Origin of the sequence: Amycolatopsis roodepoortensis, assembly GCF_014873915.1 — a bacterium.
Classification (GTDB): domain Bacteria; phylum Actinomycetota; class Actinomycetes; order Mycobacteriales; family Pseudonocardiaceae; genus Amycolatopsis; species Amycolatopsis roodepoortensis.
In genome coordinates this window covers 1,459,037-1,474,356 of sequence record NZ_JADBEJ010000005.1, presented here as the reverse complement: position 1 = coordinate 1,474,356, position 15,320 = coordinate 1,459,037, and the positions used below count along the sequence as shown (strand labels likewise).

Annotated in this window: 16 protein-coding genes; 14 read left to right on the top strand and 2 right to left on the bottom strand. The window is 70.0% G+C overall.

From position 1 onward, the window contains the following. Positions 1 to 16 precede the first annotated feature (16 nt). Entirely contained in the window at positions 17 to 1,540 is a 1,524-nt protein-coding gene (locus tag H4W30_RS26200) for a glycoside hydrolase family protein (protein WP_192745270.1), read from the top strand. Here H4W30_RS26200 and H4W30_RS26195 read toward each other — a convergent pair. After that, positions 1,495 to 1,932 (bottom strand): B-4DMT family transporter, encoded by a 438-nt coding sequence (locus tag H4W30_RS26195; protein WP_192745269.1) that lies wholly within the window; start codon positions 1,930 to 1,932, stop codon positions 1,495 to 1,497. The two genes, H4W30_RS26200 and H4W30_RS26195, sit on opposite strands and share 46 nt — an antisense overlap. A gap of 247 nt (positions 1,933 to 2,179) precedes the next feature. Here H4W30_RS26195 and H4W30_RS26190 point away from each other — a divergent pair, with 247 nt between their 5' ends. The 3 genes from H4W30_RS26190 to nusB are packed head-to-tail and all read left to right on the top strand — an operon-like array spanning position 2,180 to position 4,337. Next, positions 2,180 to 3,271 (top strand): M24 family metallopeptidase, encoded by a 1,092-nt coding sequence (locus H4W30_RS26190; RefSeq protein WP_192745268.1) that lies wholly within the window; start codon positions 2,180 to 2,182, stop codon positions 3,269 to 3,271. A gap of 38 nt (positions 3,272 to 3,309) precedes the next feature. After that, complete coding sequence (gene efp / locus H4W30_RS26185; RefSeq protein WP_034311660.1) at positions 3,310 to 3,873, top strand: elongation factor P; 564 nt, start codon at positions 3,310 to 3,312, stop codon at positions 3,871 to 3,873. Further along, a complete protein-coding gene (gene nusB / locus H4W30_RS26180; protein WP_192745267.1) occupies positions 3,873 to 4,337 on the top strand; it encodes a transcription antitermination factor NusB in 465 nt (154 codons plus the stop codon). Before efp ends, nusB begins: the two co-directional genes overlap by 1 nt. Positions 4,338 to 4,447: 110 nt before the next feature. On the opposite strand, the gene bldD is transcribed toward nusB, so the two are convergent. Further along, the gene (gene bldD / locus H4W30_RS26175; RefSeq protein WP_003096372.1) at positions 4,448 to 4,936 is read right to left on the bottom strand and encodes a transcriptional regulator BldD; all 489 of its coding nucleotides are present in this window, start codon (positions 4,934 to 4,936) and stop codon (positions 4,448 to 4,450) included. A gap of 260 nt (positions 4,937 to 5,196) precedes the next feature. Between bldD and pyrR the strand changes: the two genes are divergently transcribed. The 10 genes from pyrR (at position 5,197) to rpoZ (ending at position 15,162) form a co-directional block, all read left to right on the top strand. Then, positions 5,197 to 5,790, top strand: coding sequence for a bifunctional pyr operon transcriptional regulator/uracil phosphoribosyltransferase PyrR (gene pyrR, locus H4W30_RS26170; protein WP_192745266.1), 594 nt, complete (start codon positions 5,197 to 5,199; stop codon positions 5,788 to 5,790). Continuing rightward, positions 5,790 to 6,737: an aspartate carbamoyltransferase catalytic subunit gene (locus H4W30_RS26165; RefSeq protein WP_192745265.1), complete on the top strand. Its 948-nt coding sequence runs from the start codon at positions 5,790 to 5,792 to the stop codon at positions 6,735 to 6,737. Before pyrR ends, H4W30_RS26165 begins: the two co-directional genes overlap by 1 nt. Continuing rightward, the gene (locus H4W30_RS26160) at positions 6,734 to 8,026 is read left to right on the top strand and encodes a dihydroorotase (protein ID WP_192745264.1); all 1,293 of its coding nucleotides are present in this window, start codon (positions 6,734 to 6,736) and stop codon (positions 8,024 to 8,026) included. Before H4W30_RS26165 ends, H4W30_RS26160 begins: the two co-directional genes overlap by 4 nt. Further along, positions 8,023 to 8,532, top strand: a complete 510-nt coding sequence (locus tag H4W30_RS26155) for a PH-like domain-containing protein (RefSeq protein WP_192745263.1) — start codon at positions 8,023 to 8,025, stop codon at positions 8,530 to 8,532. Before H4W30_RS26160 ends, H4W30_RS26155 begins: the two co-directional genes overlap by 4 nt. Beyond that, the gene (gene carA, locus H4W30_RS26150) at positions 8,532 to 9,665 is read left to right on the top strand and encodes a glutamine-hydrolyzing carbamoyl-phosphate synthase small subunit (RefSeq protein WP_192745262.1); all 1,134 of its coding nucleotides are present in this window, start codon (positions 8,532 to 8,534) and stop codon (positions 9,663 to 9,665) included. Before H4W30_RS26155 ends, carA begins: the two co-directional genes overlap by 1 nt. A gap of 2 nt (positions 9,666 to 9,667) precedes the next feature. Further along, positions 9,668 to 12,982 (top strand): carbamoyl-phosphate synthase large subunit, encoded by a 3,315-nt coding sequence (gene carB, locus H4W30_RS26145; protein WP_126731724.1) that lies wholly within the window; start codon positions 9,668 to 9,670, stop codon positions 12,980 to 12,982. Next, positions 12,979 to 13,818: an orotidine-5'-phosphate decarboxylase gene (gene pyrF / locus H4W30_RS26140; protein ID WP_192745261.1), complete on the top strand. Its 840-nt coding sequence runs from the start codon at positions 12,979 to 12,981 to the stop codon at positions 13,816 to 13,818. The genes carB and pyrF overlap by 4 nt, the downstream gene beginning before the upstream one ends. A 107-nt stretch (positions 13,819 to 13,925) precedes the next feature. Continuing rightward, entirely contained in the window at positions 13,926 to 14,243 is a 318-nt protein-coding gene (gene mihF, locus H4W30_RS26135; RefSeq protein ID WP_003096398.1) for an integration host factor, actinobacterial type, read from the top strand. Further along, positions 14,240 to 14,869, top strand: coding sequence for a guanylate kinase (gene gmk / locus H4W30_RS26130; protein ID WP_192745260.1), 630 nt, complete (start codon positions 14,240 to 14,242; stop codon positions 14,867 to 14,869). The genes mihF and gmk overlap by 4 nt, the downstream gene beginning before the upstream one ends. A gap of 23 nt (positions 14,870 to 14,892) precedes the next feature. After that, complete coding sequence (rpoZ, locus tag H4W30_RS26125; RefSeq protein WP_005152353.1) at positions 14,893 to 15,162, top strand: DNA-directed RNA polymerase subunit omega; 270 nt, start codon at positions 14,893 to 14,895, stop codon at positions 15,160 to 15,162. Positions 15,163 to 15,320: the final 158 nt, after the last annotated feature.

Here is a 15,320-nt window from a genome sequence, read left to right as displayed (position 1 = left end):
GCTACACTCGGCCATCATGCGCCTTTTTCGTGGGGGTCGGCGACCCGCCCGTGCCGTCGTGGCCCTTCTCGCGGCCGGCGCGGTCCTCGCGGCGTGCAGCGACGGCACGGTGCAGTCCCAGGCCGACGGCAAGGGCGGCGGGATCGGCGGGGCCCAGCAGGCGCCCAAGGAGAAGCCGCGCCCGATGGACGTCGAGCTCGTGACGAGCGATCCCCGGGCCAGCGGCGGCGTGGTGGCCGCGGGCGATCAGGACGCGGTCTACAACTACAGCCCGACCGTGATGCGGGACGGCGGCAAACTCAAGATGTGGTGGTGCAGCCAGTACGGCAGCGCCCAGCCGCCCGGTGACGACGTCCTCTACGCGCAGTCGCCCTCGCTCGACGGTCCGTTCACCGGCCCGTCCGGTGGTGGCCCGGCGGCGGTGTTCTCGGGCGCGCCCGGCGGTTTCGACGGCATGCACACCTGCGATCCGTCGGTGATCAAGGTCGGCTCGACCTACTACATGTACTACACCGGCGCGGCGGGCGACCACGCGCTCGGCAACTCGATCGGCCTCGCGACCAGCTCCGACGGGCTCACCTGGACGCGCGCGGCCGGTGGGAAGCCGATCATCGGGCCGTCGCACGACGTGCACCGCGACAACGTCTACGGTGCGGGCCAGCCCTCGGCGGTGTACCTCGACGGCTGGTTCTACGTGCTCTTCACCGACACCACCGCGAAGGGCGCCGGATGGAACGGCGCCGGGCAGTTCCTGCTCCGGGCCAAGGACGCGGCGTTCACCCGGAACGTGGAAACGCTGGGGGAGCAGGGCTTCGTCGCCAAACCCGGCACGACCTCGCCGCGCCCCCGTTCGCTGGTCGACGCGTTCAGCACCGACCTGATGTGGGTCGGTTCGCTCGACGCCTTCGTGATCGCGCACGAGACCGAAAAGGGCACCACCCTCACGTTCTGGACCAGGGACTTCACGGCGCAGCCGTACCGGCCGGCGCTCATTCCCGGCGCGTGGAAGGAAGGACCGGGGCTGGTCCGGCGGCCCGACGGGCACGCGCCGCTGTCCTCGGCCGACGTCTGCGACCGGGTCCCGTTCGACGTCGTCCGCGCCACGGTCATCGGCGGCGCGGCGGCGCCGACCGACCTCAAGCACTTCGGCCTTGACGTCCGTGGTTCGGGGGCGTGCGAGAACGAGGCCCGGATCCGGACCGCGTTCGAAGGCGTCGCGATGCCGTCGCCCCAGCGGACCATCGACCTGGTGGCCGGCGGCACCCTGGTGCGGGTCGACCGGCGCTCGGTGGCGGCGGCGCTCGCGGGCGAGGTGCTGAACCAGCGGCTCACGCCTGTCGACAACCTCCCGCGGACGGCGCGGTTGAGCGCCGGGGCGAGGATGGTGCACGCGCCGGGCCGAGGGTTCGGCGTGGTGCTCGACGGCAAGCTCTTCGCGCTGCCGGACGGCAGGACGGCGGTGCTGAACGACTCGGCCGTCGAGACGATCGCCGATCAGGCCTGGGACGGCTTCCCGGCGGGTTTCTCGCTCGCGGGCTGATCGGCCTTGGTGATGCGGCCGCCGACGAACAGGCCGAGCCCGGCCGGGATGAGCACCAGCAGGGCCGAGAAGGCGGCGCCGCCGGTGAGCGCGCCGCCGAGTTCCGACGCGCCGGTCTGGTCGACGAACACCGCGCGGCCGATCACGTACAGCACGCCCGACACCGGACCGGCGATCAGCGCCGCGATGAACCAGTTCTTGCCGCGTTCGGGTTTGCCCTGCCAGGCGTCCACGGCGCCCCAGCCCGCGGCCGCGCCGACCAGGACGGCGAGGGTGAGGGCGGTGACGAGGGTCTTGTCGGTGGGGTTGAAGACCTCGTACTTGGCCAGCACGGTGACGGCCGCGCCGTGCAGCAGCGCCATCACGAGTCCACGAGTCAGCCACGGTGCCATTGGGTGAGTTTAACTCGCCAGTAGCGACCGGTGGGCTCACCACCGGTGGTGGGCGGCCGTCCACGGAATCGGGGACCGCCACATTCGCCCCAGGTGCACCAGTAGCCACGATGGATGCGCGTGAAGGCCCCCTTCCCTCGGCTCAGCCGCGTGAAGGGGGCCTTCACGCGACGACCGCACGCCACAGTGAACGCAGGCAGCAGGCGAAACGCGTACTGGGAGCGGCCCACCCCCTAAACTCCATGACGTGCGTGAATACTTCTCTCGCCGCCGCGCGGCGCTGCGTTCCCTGCTGGCCGACTCCGGGGTGGACGCGCTGCTGGTCACGGACCTGCTCAACATCAGGTACCTGACCGGCTTCACCGGGTCCAACGCCGCTCTCCTCGTCCACGGGGACGGCGACGACAAGACGATCTTCTGCACCGACGGCCGCTACACGGTCCAGTCGGCCACGGAGGTGCCCGACCTCGAACGAGTGCTCGACCGCGCGAGCGCGGCGAAGCTCGCCGACCTGGCGGCCGAGAAGAAGCTCGGCAAGACCGGGTTCGAGAGCCAGCACGTCAGCGTCGAGCAGCACGAAGACCTCAAGGTCCGCTTCGACCGCGTCGAGCTGGTCCGGACGCCCGGGCTCGTCGAGCGGCTGCGGCTGGTCAAGGACGAGCAGGAGATCGAGGCGCTGCGCCAGGCGTGCGCGGCGGCCGACCGGGCGCTGGAGGACCTGGTGTCCGCCGGCGGGCTCCGGCCGGGCCGCACCGAGCTGGACGTCGCCCGTGACCTCGAGAACCGCATGCTCGGCCACGGCTCGACCGGGCCTTCGTTCGACACGATCGTCGCGGCGGGCGCGAACTCCGCGATCCCGCACCACCGGCCCACCCCGGCCGTGCTCGCGACCGGCGACTTCGTCAAGATCGACTTCGGTGCCACGGTCGACGGCTACCACTCGGACATGACCCGGACGTTCGTCCTCGGCAAGCCGGCGGCCTGGCAGGAGGAGATCTACGAGCTGGTCCAGCGCGCGCAGGCGGCGGGCTGTGACGCCGTCCTCCCCGGCGCCGAGGTGTCCGAAGTGGACAAGGCGGCCCGTGGCGTGATCGTCGGCGCGGGGCGCGGCGGGGAGTTCGGCCACGGTCTCGGCCACGGCGTCGGGCTGCAGGTGCACGAGGCGCCCAGCCTGGCCGCGACCGGCGTCGGTACACTGTCCGCCGGTATGGCCGTCACCGTCGAGCCTGGTGTGTATCTGCCCGGACGCGGAGGCGTGCGCATCGAGGACACGCTGGTCGTGCGGGAAGGTACGCCCGAACTCCTCACGCTGAGCACCAAGGAACTCGTGGTCGTCTGACGGCGGCCCGGAAGATCGACACAGGAGACTGCACACTCGTGGCCACCACCAACGACCTGAAGAACGGGCTCGTCCTCAACCTCGACGGCCAGCTCTGGACCGTCACCGCGTTCCAGCACGTCAAGCCGGGCAAGGGCGGCGCGTTCGTCCGCACGACGCTCAAGCACGTGCTGACCGGCAAGGTCGTCGACAAGACCTTCAACGCGGGCACGAAGGTCGATACGGCCACCGTCGACCGCCGCAACATGACCTACCTGTACAAGGAGGGTCAGGACTTCGTGTTCATGGACGCGGAGACCTACGACCAGATCACCGTGCTGAACGAGACCGTCGGCGACAACGCGAACTACCTCCTCGAGAACACCGAGGTCCAGGTCGCGGTGCACGAGGGTGTCCCGCTGTACATCGAGCTGCCGACCTCGGTCGAGCTCGTCGTCCAGCACACCGACCCGGGCCTGCAGGGCGACCGCTCCACCGGTGGCACCAAGCCCGCCACCCTGGAGACCGGCGCCGAGATCCAGGTGCCGCTGTTCCTCACCACCGGCGAGAAGATCAAGGTCGACACCCGTGACGGCCGCTACCTGGGCCGCGTCTCCAGCTGATGGCCGGTTCAGACAAGTCCGCCAAGTCGCCGAACCGCGGCGGGCCGATCAGCCGTCGTCAGGCCCGCAAGCGCGCGGTCGAGATGATGTACGAAGCCGCCCAGCGCGGTGCCGACGCGGTGACGCTGCTGGCGGACCGCGTCGGTTCGGTCGAGGTCGACCCGATCGCGGACTACACGATCTCGCTGGTCGAGGGCGTCACCGGCCGCAAGACCCAGATCGACGAGCTGCTCTCCGAGCACGCTCAGGGCTGGACGCTGGACCGGATGCCGCCGGTGGACCTGGCGGTGCTCCGCGTCGGCGTCTACGAACTGCTGTGGGCCGAGGACGTGCCGGACCCGGTCGCCATCGACGAGGCCGTCGGGCTGGCGAAGGAGCTGTCGACCGACGACTCGCCGCGGTTCGTGAACGGCGTGCTCGGCCGGATCGGCACGATCGCCGACAGGCTCCGCGCGGTCCTGTAAGAAGCCGTACTACAACGGGCCGTGTCCTCTGCCGAGGGCACGGCCCGTTCTCGTGCTCGGTGGTGCCGGTTGGCGTTTCCGGTCCCCCCGGACCGAAAACGTCGCCATCTCTAGTCCTCTTTGGACGGTCGAGCCTCGGGCGGCAGCACACCCCAGTCGATCAGCTGCTCGGTGAGCTCACCGGGGGTCATGTCGTAGATGATCGCCAGCGACCGGAGGTCCTCGGTGCGGATCGAGAGCACCTTGCCGTTGTAGTCGCCGCGCTGGCTCTGGATGGTGGCCGCGTAGCGGGCGAGCGGCCCGACCTTCTCCGCCGGGAGCTGCTGCAGGCGCTCCAGGTTGATGACGATCTTCGTGGCGGGCTCGGCACCCGACGGCACCCGGCCCTCCGGCAGCAGCTCGACCACCGGGACGCCGTAGAAATCGGCGAGCTCGGCGAGCTTCTGCACGGTGACGGCGCGGTCCCCGCGCTCGTACGAACCGACGACGACGGCCTTCCAGCGGCCTCCGGACTTCTGCTCGACCCCGTGCAGGGACAGGCCCTGCTGCTGGCGGATCCCGCGGAGCTTGGCCCCGAGCGCCTTGGCGTAATCGCCCATCTGGTGGTTCTCCGTTTCCTCACCCCCAACCGGTCGGGGTGACCGATCCAGGGGACTCCTAGAGTCGAATACTCAGAGTAATGGTTACGCATAGTTGTCACCAGGTCAAGCGGGTGCTTTCGAGAGGCCTTCGTCACCTGGGGCGCGCCACTCGTAAGAATGAGCGCCCGCTCCTGCTAGTGTCGGTTCGATTTCCTCGCCAAGCAGGAAGTCGACGTCCTTTAAGGACCCGTCCAGAGAGGCGGGGAAGGAGGTCCGCCTTGTCGTCACGCCCGCGTGGCGCGGCGGAACCGGCGGGAGAGCGCGAGCTGCTCTCGTCCGGCGATGTCGCGCGCACGATCGCCCGAATGGCCCACCAGGTCATCGAGAAGACCGCTCTCGGTGCCGGTGGCTCGACTCCGCCCGTGTTGCTGGGCATCCCCACCCGGGGGACCCCGCTCGCCCTGCGGCTCGCGGACAAGATCGCCGAGTTCTCCGGCATCCGTCCGCCCACCGGCGCGCTGGACATCACGCTCTACCGTGATGATCTCCGCCGCCGCCCGCCTCGCGCGCTCGAACATTCGCAGCTGCCGCCGACCGGGATCGACGACGCGGTGGTGATCCTGGTCGACGACGTGCTGTTCTCCGGCCGCACCATCCGCGCCGCCCTCGACGCCCTGCGCGACCACGGCCGCCCGCGCGCGGTCCAGCTGGCCGTGCTGGTCGACCGCGGCCACCGCGAACTGCCGATCCGCGCCGACTACGTGGGCAAGAACGTGCCCACTTCGCGCGCCGAGGGGATCGAGGTCCTGCTGTCCGAAGTGGACGGACGGGACACTGTTCTGCTTCGCGCGCAACCAGAAGGAGATCGATAGTGAAGCACCTGCTCGCCACCGACGGGCTCGACCCGGCGCTCGCGACAGCCGTGCTGGACACCGCGGAAGAGCTCAAGCACACCTTGCTGGGCCGCGAGGTCCGCAAACTGCCGACGTTGCGCGGCCGCACCGTCATCACGCTGTTCTACGAGAATTCGACCCGCACCCGCGTCTCGTTCGAGATCGCGGGGAAGTGGATGAGCGCCGACGTGATCAACGTCTCCGCGTCCAGTTCCTCGGTCAACAAGGGCGAATCGCTGCGGGACACCGCGCTGACGCTGGCCGCGGCCGGCGCCGACTGCGTGATCATCCGACACCCCGCCTCCGGTGCGGCACAGCGGCTTTCGGGCTGGCTCGCGGAAGCGGGGACGGCGGTCGTCAACGCCGGGGACGGCACCCACGAACACCCGACGCAGGCGCTGCTCGACGCGGCGACGCTGCGGGAGCGCCTCGGCTCGTTCGAGGGCCGCCGCATCGGGATCGTCGGCGACGTCCTGCACAGCCGGGTCGCGCGGTCGAACATCCATCTGCTGTCCTCGCTGGGCGCGGAGGTGGTGCTCGTCGCCCCGCCGACGCTGCTGCCGGCGGGGGTGGAAAGCCTGCCGGTCACCGTGTCGCACGAACTCGACGCCGAACTGCCCGCCCTCGACGCGGTCATGATGCTGCGAGTCCAGGCCGAGCGGATGACAGCCGGGGGGCCAGGGCAGAGCTTTTTCCCGAGCGCCCGCGAGTACTCGATCGCCTACGGCCTCAACGAACGGCGGATGAAGCTCCTGCCCGAGCACGCCGTCGTCCTGCACCCCGGCCCGATGCTGCGCGGGATGGAGATCGCCTCGGCGGTCGCCGATTCCCCGGCCTCGGCCATCACCGAACAGGTCCGCAACGGCGTCCACGTGCGCATGGCGGTCCTCTACCACCTGCTCGCCAGCGAAGGAGCCGCCGCGTGACCACCGTCCTGATCAAGGGCGCCCGACCCTACGGCGAGGGCGATCCGGTCGACGTGCTCGTCGAGGACGGGGTCATCACCGATATCGGTTCGCTGGATGTCCCCGAAGACGCCGAAGTGATCGACGCGGGCGGCCAGGTGCTGCTCCCCGGTTTCGTCGACCTCCACACCCACCTGCGCGAACCGGGCCGCGAGGACACCGAGACCATCGCCACCGGTTCGGCCGCGGCCGCGCTCGGCGGCTACACCGCGGTGTTCGCCATGGCCAACACCGACCCGGTGGCCGACAACGCGGTGATCGTCGACCACGTGTGGCGGCGCGGCCAGGAGGCCGGGCTGGTCGACGTGCACCCGGTCGGCGCGGTGACCGTGGGGCTCAAGGGCGAGAAGCTCGCCGAACTGGGCACCATGGCGAAGTCCGAAGCCCAGGTGAAGGTGTTCTCCGACGACGGCCTCTGCGTCGCGGACCCGCTGCTCATGCGCCGCGCGCTGGAGTACTCGACGGCGCTCGGCGTGGTCATCGCCCAGCACGCCGAGGAACCGCGGCTGACCGTCGGCGCGCAGGCGCACGAGGGCGAGCAGGCCGCGCGCCTGGGTTACACCGGCTGGCCCGCTTCGGCGGAGGAGTCGATCGTCGCCCGTGACTGCCTGCTCGCCGAGCACGCGAACGCGCGGCTGCACGTCTGCCATGTTTCGACCTCGGGTACCGCGGACATCCTCAAATGGGCCAAGGACCGCGGCACCAAGGTCTCGGCCGAGGTCACCCCGCACCACCTGCTGCTGACCGACGAGCGGCTCGCGACCTACGACCCGGTCAACAAGGTCAACCCGCCGCTGCGCACGGAGTCCGACGCCGAGAAGCTGCGCGCCGCGCTCGCCGAAGGCGTCATCGACTGCGTCGCCACGGACCACGCCCCGCACGCGGTCCAGGACAAGGACTGCGAGTGGAGCTCGGCCCGGCCGGGCATGCTCGGCCTGCAGACCGCGCTGTCGATCGTGGTCGAGACCATGGTCCGCACCGGCCTGCTGGACTGGCGGGGCGTCGCGCGGGTGATGAGCGAGCGGCCCGCCGAGATCGGCAACCTGACCGACCACGGCCGTCCGATCGAGGTCGGCGAGCCCGCCAACCTGACGCTGGTGGACCCGGAAACCGAATGGACCGTGCGGGGCGCCGAGTTCGCGAGCATCGCGGCGAACACCCCGTACGAAGGAATGCGGCTCCCCGGCGTGGTGACGGCGACGTTGCTGCGCGGGCGGATCACCGCACGGGAAGGGAAGATCGCGCAATGAGTGACCGGATCCTGCTGACCCTGGCGGTCTTCGCCTTCTTCCTCTTCTGCGTCTTCCTGATGTGGCGCGGCTGGCGGCGCAAGTCCCGGGCGCAGAGCGTCCAGGTGCCGCCGTTCCCGGAGATCCCCGCGGAACCAGGCGAGGCGTTGCTCGAATCGACCGGCCTCTACGTCAGCACGACGACCGCCGGGCACTGGCAGGACCGGGTCGTCACCCGCGGTGCCGGCCTGCGCACCGGCGCGGTGTGGCGCCTGCACGAAGACGGCATCGCCATCGAGCGCGGCGGCGCCCCGGACTTCTGGATCCCGCGCGCGGCCGTCACCGGTGTCCGCAAGGACAAGGGGATGGCCGGGAAGGTGATGGGCATCGACGCGCTGCTGGTCATCACCTGGCTGGCCGGGGACGTCGAGCTGGACACCGGATTCCGCGGCGACGAGGTCGACGACTATCCACAGTGGATCGAAGCTTTGCAAGACACCCGCAACGACATCAAGGGAGGTGCCTGATGAGCACCGCGAACAACACCAGGACCCCCGCCGCGCTGGTACTCGAAGACGGCCGCGTGTTCCGCGGCTCCGCGTACGGCGCCCGCGGCCGCAGCCTGGGTGAGGCGGTGTTCTGCACCGGGATGACCGGCTACCAGGAGACGCTGACCGACCCCTCCTACCACCGGCAGATCGTGGTCCAGACCGCGCCGCAGATCGGCAACACCGGCTGGAACGACGAGGACGACGAGTCCTCCCGCATCTGGGTCTCGGGCTACGTCGTCCGCGACCCCGCGCGCACCCCGTCCAACTGGCGATCCAAGCGCACGCTGGACGAGGAACTGGAGCGCCAGGGCGTCGTCGGCATTTCCGAGGTGGACACCCGCACGCTGACCCGGCACCTGCGCGAGCAGGGCGCCATGCGCTCCGGCGTCTTCTCGGGCGACGCGCTGGGCACCGACGAGGAGATGCTCGCGCAGGTGCAGGCGAGCCCGCAGATGAAGGGCGCCGACCTCGCCGGCGAGGTCACCACGAAGCAGGCGTACGTCGTCGAGGCGCAGGGCGAGCGGAAGTTCCGCGTGGCCGCGCTGGATCTGGGTATCAAGTCCAACACCCCGCGCCTCATGGCCGCCCGCGGCATCGAGGTGCACGTGCTGCCGTCGTCGTCCACTGTGGACGAACTGCTCGCCGTCGAGCCGGACGGGGTGTTCCTGTCCAACGGTCCCGGCGACCCGGCGACCACCGCGCACGCCACGGAGCTGACGAAATCGGTGCTGCAGCGGGAGATCCCGCTGTTCGGCATCTGCTTCGGCAACCAGATCCTCGGCCGCGCGCTGGGGCTGGGCACCTACAAGATGCGCTACGGCCACCGCGGCATCAACATCCCGGTGATCGACGTGGCCACCAAACGCGTCGCGATCACCGCGCAGAACCACGGTTTCGCCCTCGAAGGCGAACCTGGTCAGCGGTTCGAGACGCCGTTCGGCGCCGCGCAGATCTCGCACTACTGCCCGAACGACGACACCGTCGAAGGTGTCCGCGCGTTCGACGTCCCCGCGTTCTCGGTGCAGTACCACCCCGAGGCCGCCGCCGGCCCGCACGACGCGGCCCCCCTGTTCGATGAGTTCGTCGCTTTGATGGAGAAGAAGGCCTAGTAATGCCGAAGAGGACAGACATCCAGCACGTGCTGGTGATCGGCTCCGGGCCGATCGTGATCGGCCAGGCGGCGGAGTTCGACTACTCCGGCACCCAGGCCTGCCGCGTACTCCGCGAAGAGGGACTGCGCGTCTCGCTGGTCAACTCGAACCCGGCGACCATCATGACCGACCCCGAGTTCGCCGACGCCACCTACATCGAGCCGGTCACCCCGGAATTCGTCGAGAAGGTCATCGCCGAGGAGCGTCCCGACGCGATCCTCGCGACGCTGGGCGGGCAGACGGCGCTGAACTGCGCGGTCGCCCTGCACGAGCGCGGCGTGCTCGAGAAGTACGGCGTCGAGCTGATCGGCGCCGACGTCGAGGCCATCCAGCGCGGTGAGGACCGGCAGAAGTTCAAGGACATCGTCCGCACGATCGGCGGCGAGGTGCCCCGTTCGCGGGTCTGCCACGACATGGACGAGGTCCGCGCGACCGTCGCCGAGGTCGGCCTCCCGGTGGTCATCCGGCCGTCGTTCACCATGGGCGGGCTCGGCTCAGGGATGGCGCACACCGACGAGGAGCTGGAGCGCCTCGCCTCCACCGGGCTCACCGAGTCGCCGGTCACCGAGGTGCTCATCGAGGAGAGCGTCCTCGGCTGGAAGGAGTTCGAACTCGAGCTCATGCGCGACCGGCACGACAACGTGGTGGTCGTCTGCTCGATCGAGAACATCGACGCGATGGGCGTGCACACGGGCGACTCGGTCACCGTCGCGCCCGCGATGACCCTGACCGACCGCGAGTACCAGCACATGCGCGACGTCGGCATCGCCGTGCTGCGCGAGGTCGGCGTCGACACGGGCGGCTGCAACATCCAGTTCGCGATCAACCCCGAGGACGGCCGCATGGTCGTCATCGAGATGAACCCGCGCGTGTCCCGCTCCAGCGCGCTGGCGTCGAAGGCGACCGGGTTCCCGATCGCCAAGATCGCCGCGAAGCTCGCCATCGGCTACACCCTCGACGAGATCCGCAACGACATCACCGGCGAGACCCCGGCGGCCTTCGAGCCGACGCTGGACTACGTCGTGGTGAAGGTGCCGCGGTTCGCCTTCGAGAAGTTCCCCGGCGCGGACCCGACGCTCACCACGACGATGAAGAGCGTCGGCGAGGCGATGTCGTTCGGCCGCAGCTTCCCCGAGGCGCTCGGCAAGGCGCTGCGGTCCATCGACACCAAGGCCACCGGCTTCTGGACCCGGCCCGACCCCGAGGGCGCCACGCTGGAATCCGTGCTGGAAGCCCTGCGCACGCCGCACGACGGCCGCCTGTACGAGGTCGAGCGGGCGCTGCGGTTCGGCGCCACGGTCCAGCAGGTGCACGAGGCGTCGGGGATCGACCCCTGGTTCATCGACCAGATCGCCCTCATCGGCGAGGTCGGCGCCGAGGTCCGCGACGCCCAGGTGCTCGACGAGCCGCTGCTGCGCCGCGCCAAGCGGATCGGGCTCTCCGACCGCCAGATCGCCTCGCTGCGGCCGGAACTGGCCGGCGAGGACGGCGTCCGCGCGCTGCGCCGCCGTCTCGGTGTGCGGCCGGTGTACAAGACCGTCGACACCTGCGCGGCCGAGTTCGCGGCCAAGACGCCGTACCACTACTCGGCCTACGAGACCGACCCCGCGGCGCAGTCGGAGATCACCGCGCAGACCGACAAGCCGAAGGTGCTGATCCTCGGCTCCGGGCCGAACCGCATCGGGCAGGGCATCGAGTTCGACTACTCGTGCGTGCACGCCGCGATCGCCCTGCGCGAGGCCGGTTTCGAGGCCGTCATGGTCAACTGCAACCCCGAGACCGTCTCCACCGACTACGACACCTCGGACCGGCTGTACTTCGAGCCGCTGTCGTTCGAGGACGTCCTCGAAGTGGTCAACGCCGAGCAGGAGTCGGGCACCGTCGCCGGGGTCATCGTGCAGCTGGGCGGCCAGACGCCGCTCTCGCTCGCGAAGCGCCTCGCCGACGCCGGTGTCCCCGTGATCGGCACCTCCCCGGACGCGATCCACCTCGCCGAGGACCGCGGCGCGTTCGGCGAGGTCCTCACCGACGCCGGGCTGCCCGCGCCGAAGTACGGCACGGCGACCTCGTTCGAGGGCGCGAAGCGGATCGCCGACCAGATCGGCTACCCGGTCCTCGTGCGGCCGTCCTACGTGCTCGGCGGGCGCGGCATGGAGATCGTGTACGACGAGGAATCCCTCGCCGGCTACATCCACCGCGCCACCGAGGTCACCCCCGAGCACCCGGTGCTGGTGGACCGCTTCCTCGACGACGCCATCGAGATCGACGTCGACGCGCTGTTCGACGGCGACGAGCTCTTCCTCGGCGGCGTCATGGAGCACATCGAGGAGGCCGGGATCCACTCCGGCGACTCGTCGTGCGCGCTGCCGCCGATCACGCTGGGCCGGACCGACATCGAGACGGTGCGCCGCTCGACCGAGGCCATCGCGCGCGGCGTCGGCGTCCGCGGGCTCCTGAACGTCCAGTACGCGCTCAAGGACGACGTCCTGTACGTCCTGGAGGCCAACCCGCGCGCCTCGCGGACGGTGCCGTTCGTGTCGAAGGCGACCGCGGTGCCGCTGGCGAAGGCCGCGGCGCTGATCATGACCGGCTCGTCGATCAAGGATCTGCGCGAGTCCGGCGTCCTGCCCGCCGAGGGTGACGGCGGCCACATGCCCGCCGATTCGCCGGTCGCGGTCAAGGAGGCGGTCCTGCCGTTCCACCGCTTCCGCACGCCCGAGGGCCACGGCGTCGACTCGCTGCTCGGCCCGGAGATGAAGTCCACCGGCGAGGTCATGGGCGTGGACGTCTCCTTCGGCAAGGCGTTCGCCAAGTCGCAGGCCGGCGCCTACGGTTCGCTGCCGACGTCGGGCAAGGTGTTCGTCTCCGTCGCCAACCGCGACAAGCGTTCGCTGGTGTTCCCGGTGAAGCGGCTGGCGGACCTCGGCTTCGAGATCCTCGCCACGTCGGGCACCGCGGAAGTGTTGCGGCGCAACGGGATTGCCTGCACCGTCGTGCGCAAGCACTACGAGGGTTCCGCCGAAGGCGAACAGAACGTCGTGGACGTCATCCTCAGCGGTGAGGTGCAGATGGTGATCAACACGCCGTACGGCAACAGCGGTCCGCGTATCGACGGCTACGAGATCCGCACCGCCGCGGTGTCGCGCGACATCCCCTGCATCACCACGGTGCAGGGCGCCGCGGCGGCCGTGCACGGGATAGAGGCCGTCATCAAGGGCGACATCGGCGTGCGGTCGCTGCAGAGCCTCCAGGCGGCGCTGAAGGCCAAGGCATGACCGAGCGGTTCGGGGCGAGGCTGGCGCGGGCGGTCGCGGAGAAGGGACCGCTCTGCGCCGGGATCGACCCCCATCCCGGGCTCCTCCAGGCGTGGGGTCTCCCGGCGGACGCGGGCGGTTTGGAGAAGTTCGCCCTCACGGCCGCTGAGACGCTGGCGCCCGAGGTCGCGGTGATCAAGCCCCAGTCGGCCTTTTTCGAGGCCTACGGGCCTCCTGGGGTCGCCGTTCTGGCCAAGACGATGAAGGTGTGCCGGGAAGCGGGCGCGCTCGTCCTGCTGGACGTCAAACGCGGCGACATCGGTTCGACGATGGCGGCGTACACGGCGGCGTTCCTGCCCGCGGGCGCGGAACTCGAGGCGGACGCCATCACGGTGTCGCCGTATCTCGGGTTCGGTTCGCTGGCGCCCGCGATCGACGTCGCGCAGGCGCAGGGCAAGGGGCTGATCGTGCTCGCGCGCACCTCGAATCCGGAGGCGCAGGGACTGCAGAACGCCTTGCTGCCCAACGGAAAGACCGTCGCGCAGGACATCGTCGACACGGCGGCCGCGTACAACGCGGGCGTCGGTCCGCTGGGTGACATCGGCGTCGTCGTCGGCGCCACCATCGCGCCGGGGGAGCTCGATCTGAGCAAGCTGAACGGTCCGATCCTGGCGCCCGGTTTCGGGGCCCAGGGAGCCACCGTGGCCGATCTCCGGGGCCTTTTCGGCCCAGGACTCCCGGGTGTGCTCCCGGCGTCCTCTCGTGACGTCCTCAAGCACGGACCGGACCCGGAGGCGTTGCGTGCGGCCGTTCGGCGGACCCGGGATTCCCTCGGTCCCCTGGAAAAAGGCCAATAGCAGGCCCGGGAATCCGTCATGACCAGCCACCCCCGCATTGTGGGCCGAGGTAACGGGTGGGTACCGTCGCCACACCCACCCAGATTTGAGAACTACCGGAGGAAAACGTGGCACTTCCCCAGCTGACAGAGGAACAGCGCGCTGCGGCGCTGGAGAAGGCCGCCGCCGCCCGCCGCATCCGTGCTGAGCTGAAGGAGCGGCTGAAGCGGGGCGGTACCACTCTGGTCGACGTGTTGAAGCAAGCCGAGGAGAACGAAGTCCTCGGCAAGATGAAGGTCTCGGCTCTGCTCGAGGCTCTTCCGGGCGTCGGCAAGGTCCGTGCCCAGCAGACCATGGAACGACTGGAGATCGCACCCAGCCGTCGTCTTCGCGGCCTCGGCGACCGGCAGCGCAAGGCGCTGCTGGCCGAATTCAGCGGCGAGTGAGCGGCACCGGTCAGGACCACCCGGTGAACCCGGGCGCTGACCGCGGCGGTGAGCCGGTGGCGGGAGTCGAATCCCGGCACCGGCTCACGGTCGTCTCAGGGCCTTCGGGGGTCGGGAAGTCGAGCGTGGCCAAGGAGCTGCGCAAGCTGGATCCGGAGATCTATTTCAGCGTCTCGGTGACCACCAGGAAGCCGAGGCCGGGTGAGGTGGACGGCGAGCACTACCACTTCATCGACCGGGCCGAGTTCGACCGGATGGTCGCCGGCGGCGAACTGCTCGAACACGCCGAGTTCGCGGGCAACTGCTACGGCACCCCGCGCGGGCCCGTCGAGCGGGTGCTGGCCGAGGGCCGCAACGCGATACTGGAGATCGAACTCCAGGGCGCGCGGCAGGTCCGCAAGGCGATGCCGGAGGCCCGGCTGGTGATGCTGATGCCGCCGTCGTGGGACGAACTGGTCGGCAGGCTGACCGGCCGCGGCACCGAGAACGAAGCCGCGGTGAAGGCCAGGCTGGCCGAGGCCGAACGCGAACTCGCCGCCGCCGGGGAGTTCGACGAGCGCGTCGTCAACGCCGACGTGCGAGAGGCCGCCGAGCAGTTGCTAAACTTGATAACCGGCGACAAGTAACCCGAAGATTCGGAGCACCACGAGTGACGACTCAGGCCACGCTGCACGAAGAGCTCGAAGGCATCACCAACCCGCCCATCGACGACCTCCTCGAGAAGGTCAGCTCGAAGTACGCGCTGGTGATCTACTCGGCCAAGCGCGCTCGTCAGATCAACGACTACTACGCCCAGCTGGGCGAGGGCCTGCTGGAGTACGTCGGCCCGCTGGTCGAGCCGGGCCCGCGCGAGAAGCCGCTCTCCATCGCCCTGCGCGAGATCCACGGCGGCCTGCTCGAGCACACCGAGGGTGAGTAAGACCTCGATGGCCGCGGCGGCTGTCAAGGCGACAGTAGGGCGCGGGCCTGCCGAAGGCCCCGCTATCGGGATGGCAGGGCGTTGATCAGCGTGAGCGAGGTCGTCGAAGTGACATGCCCTGGCAGCCCGATCGCGGTGCCGCGCGGAATCGCCGAGTA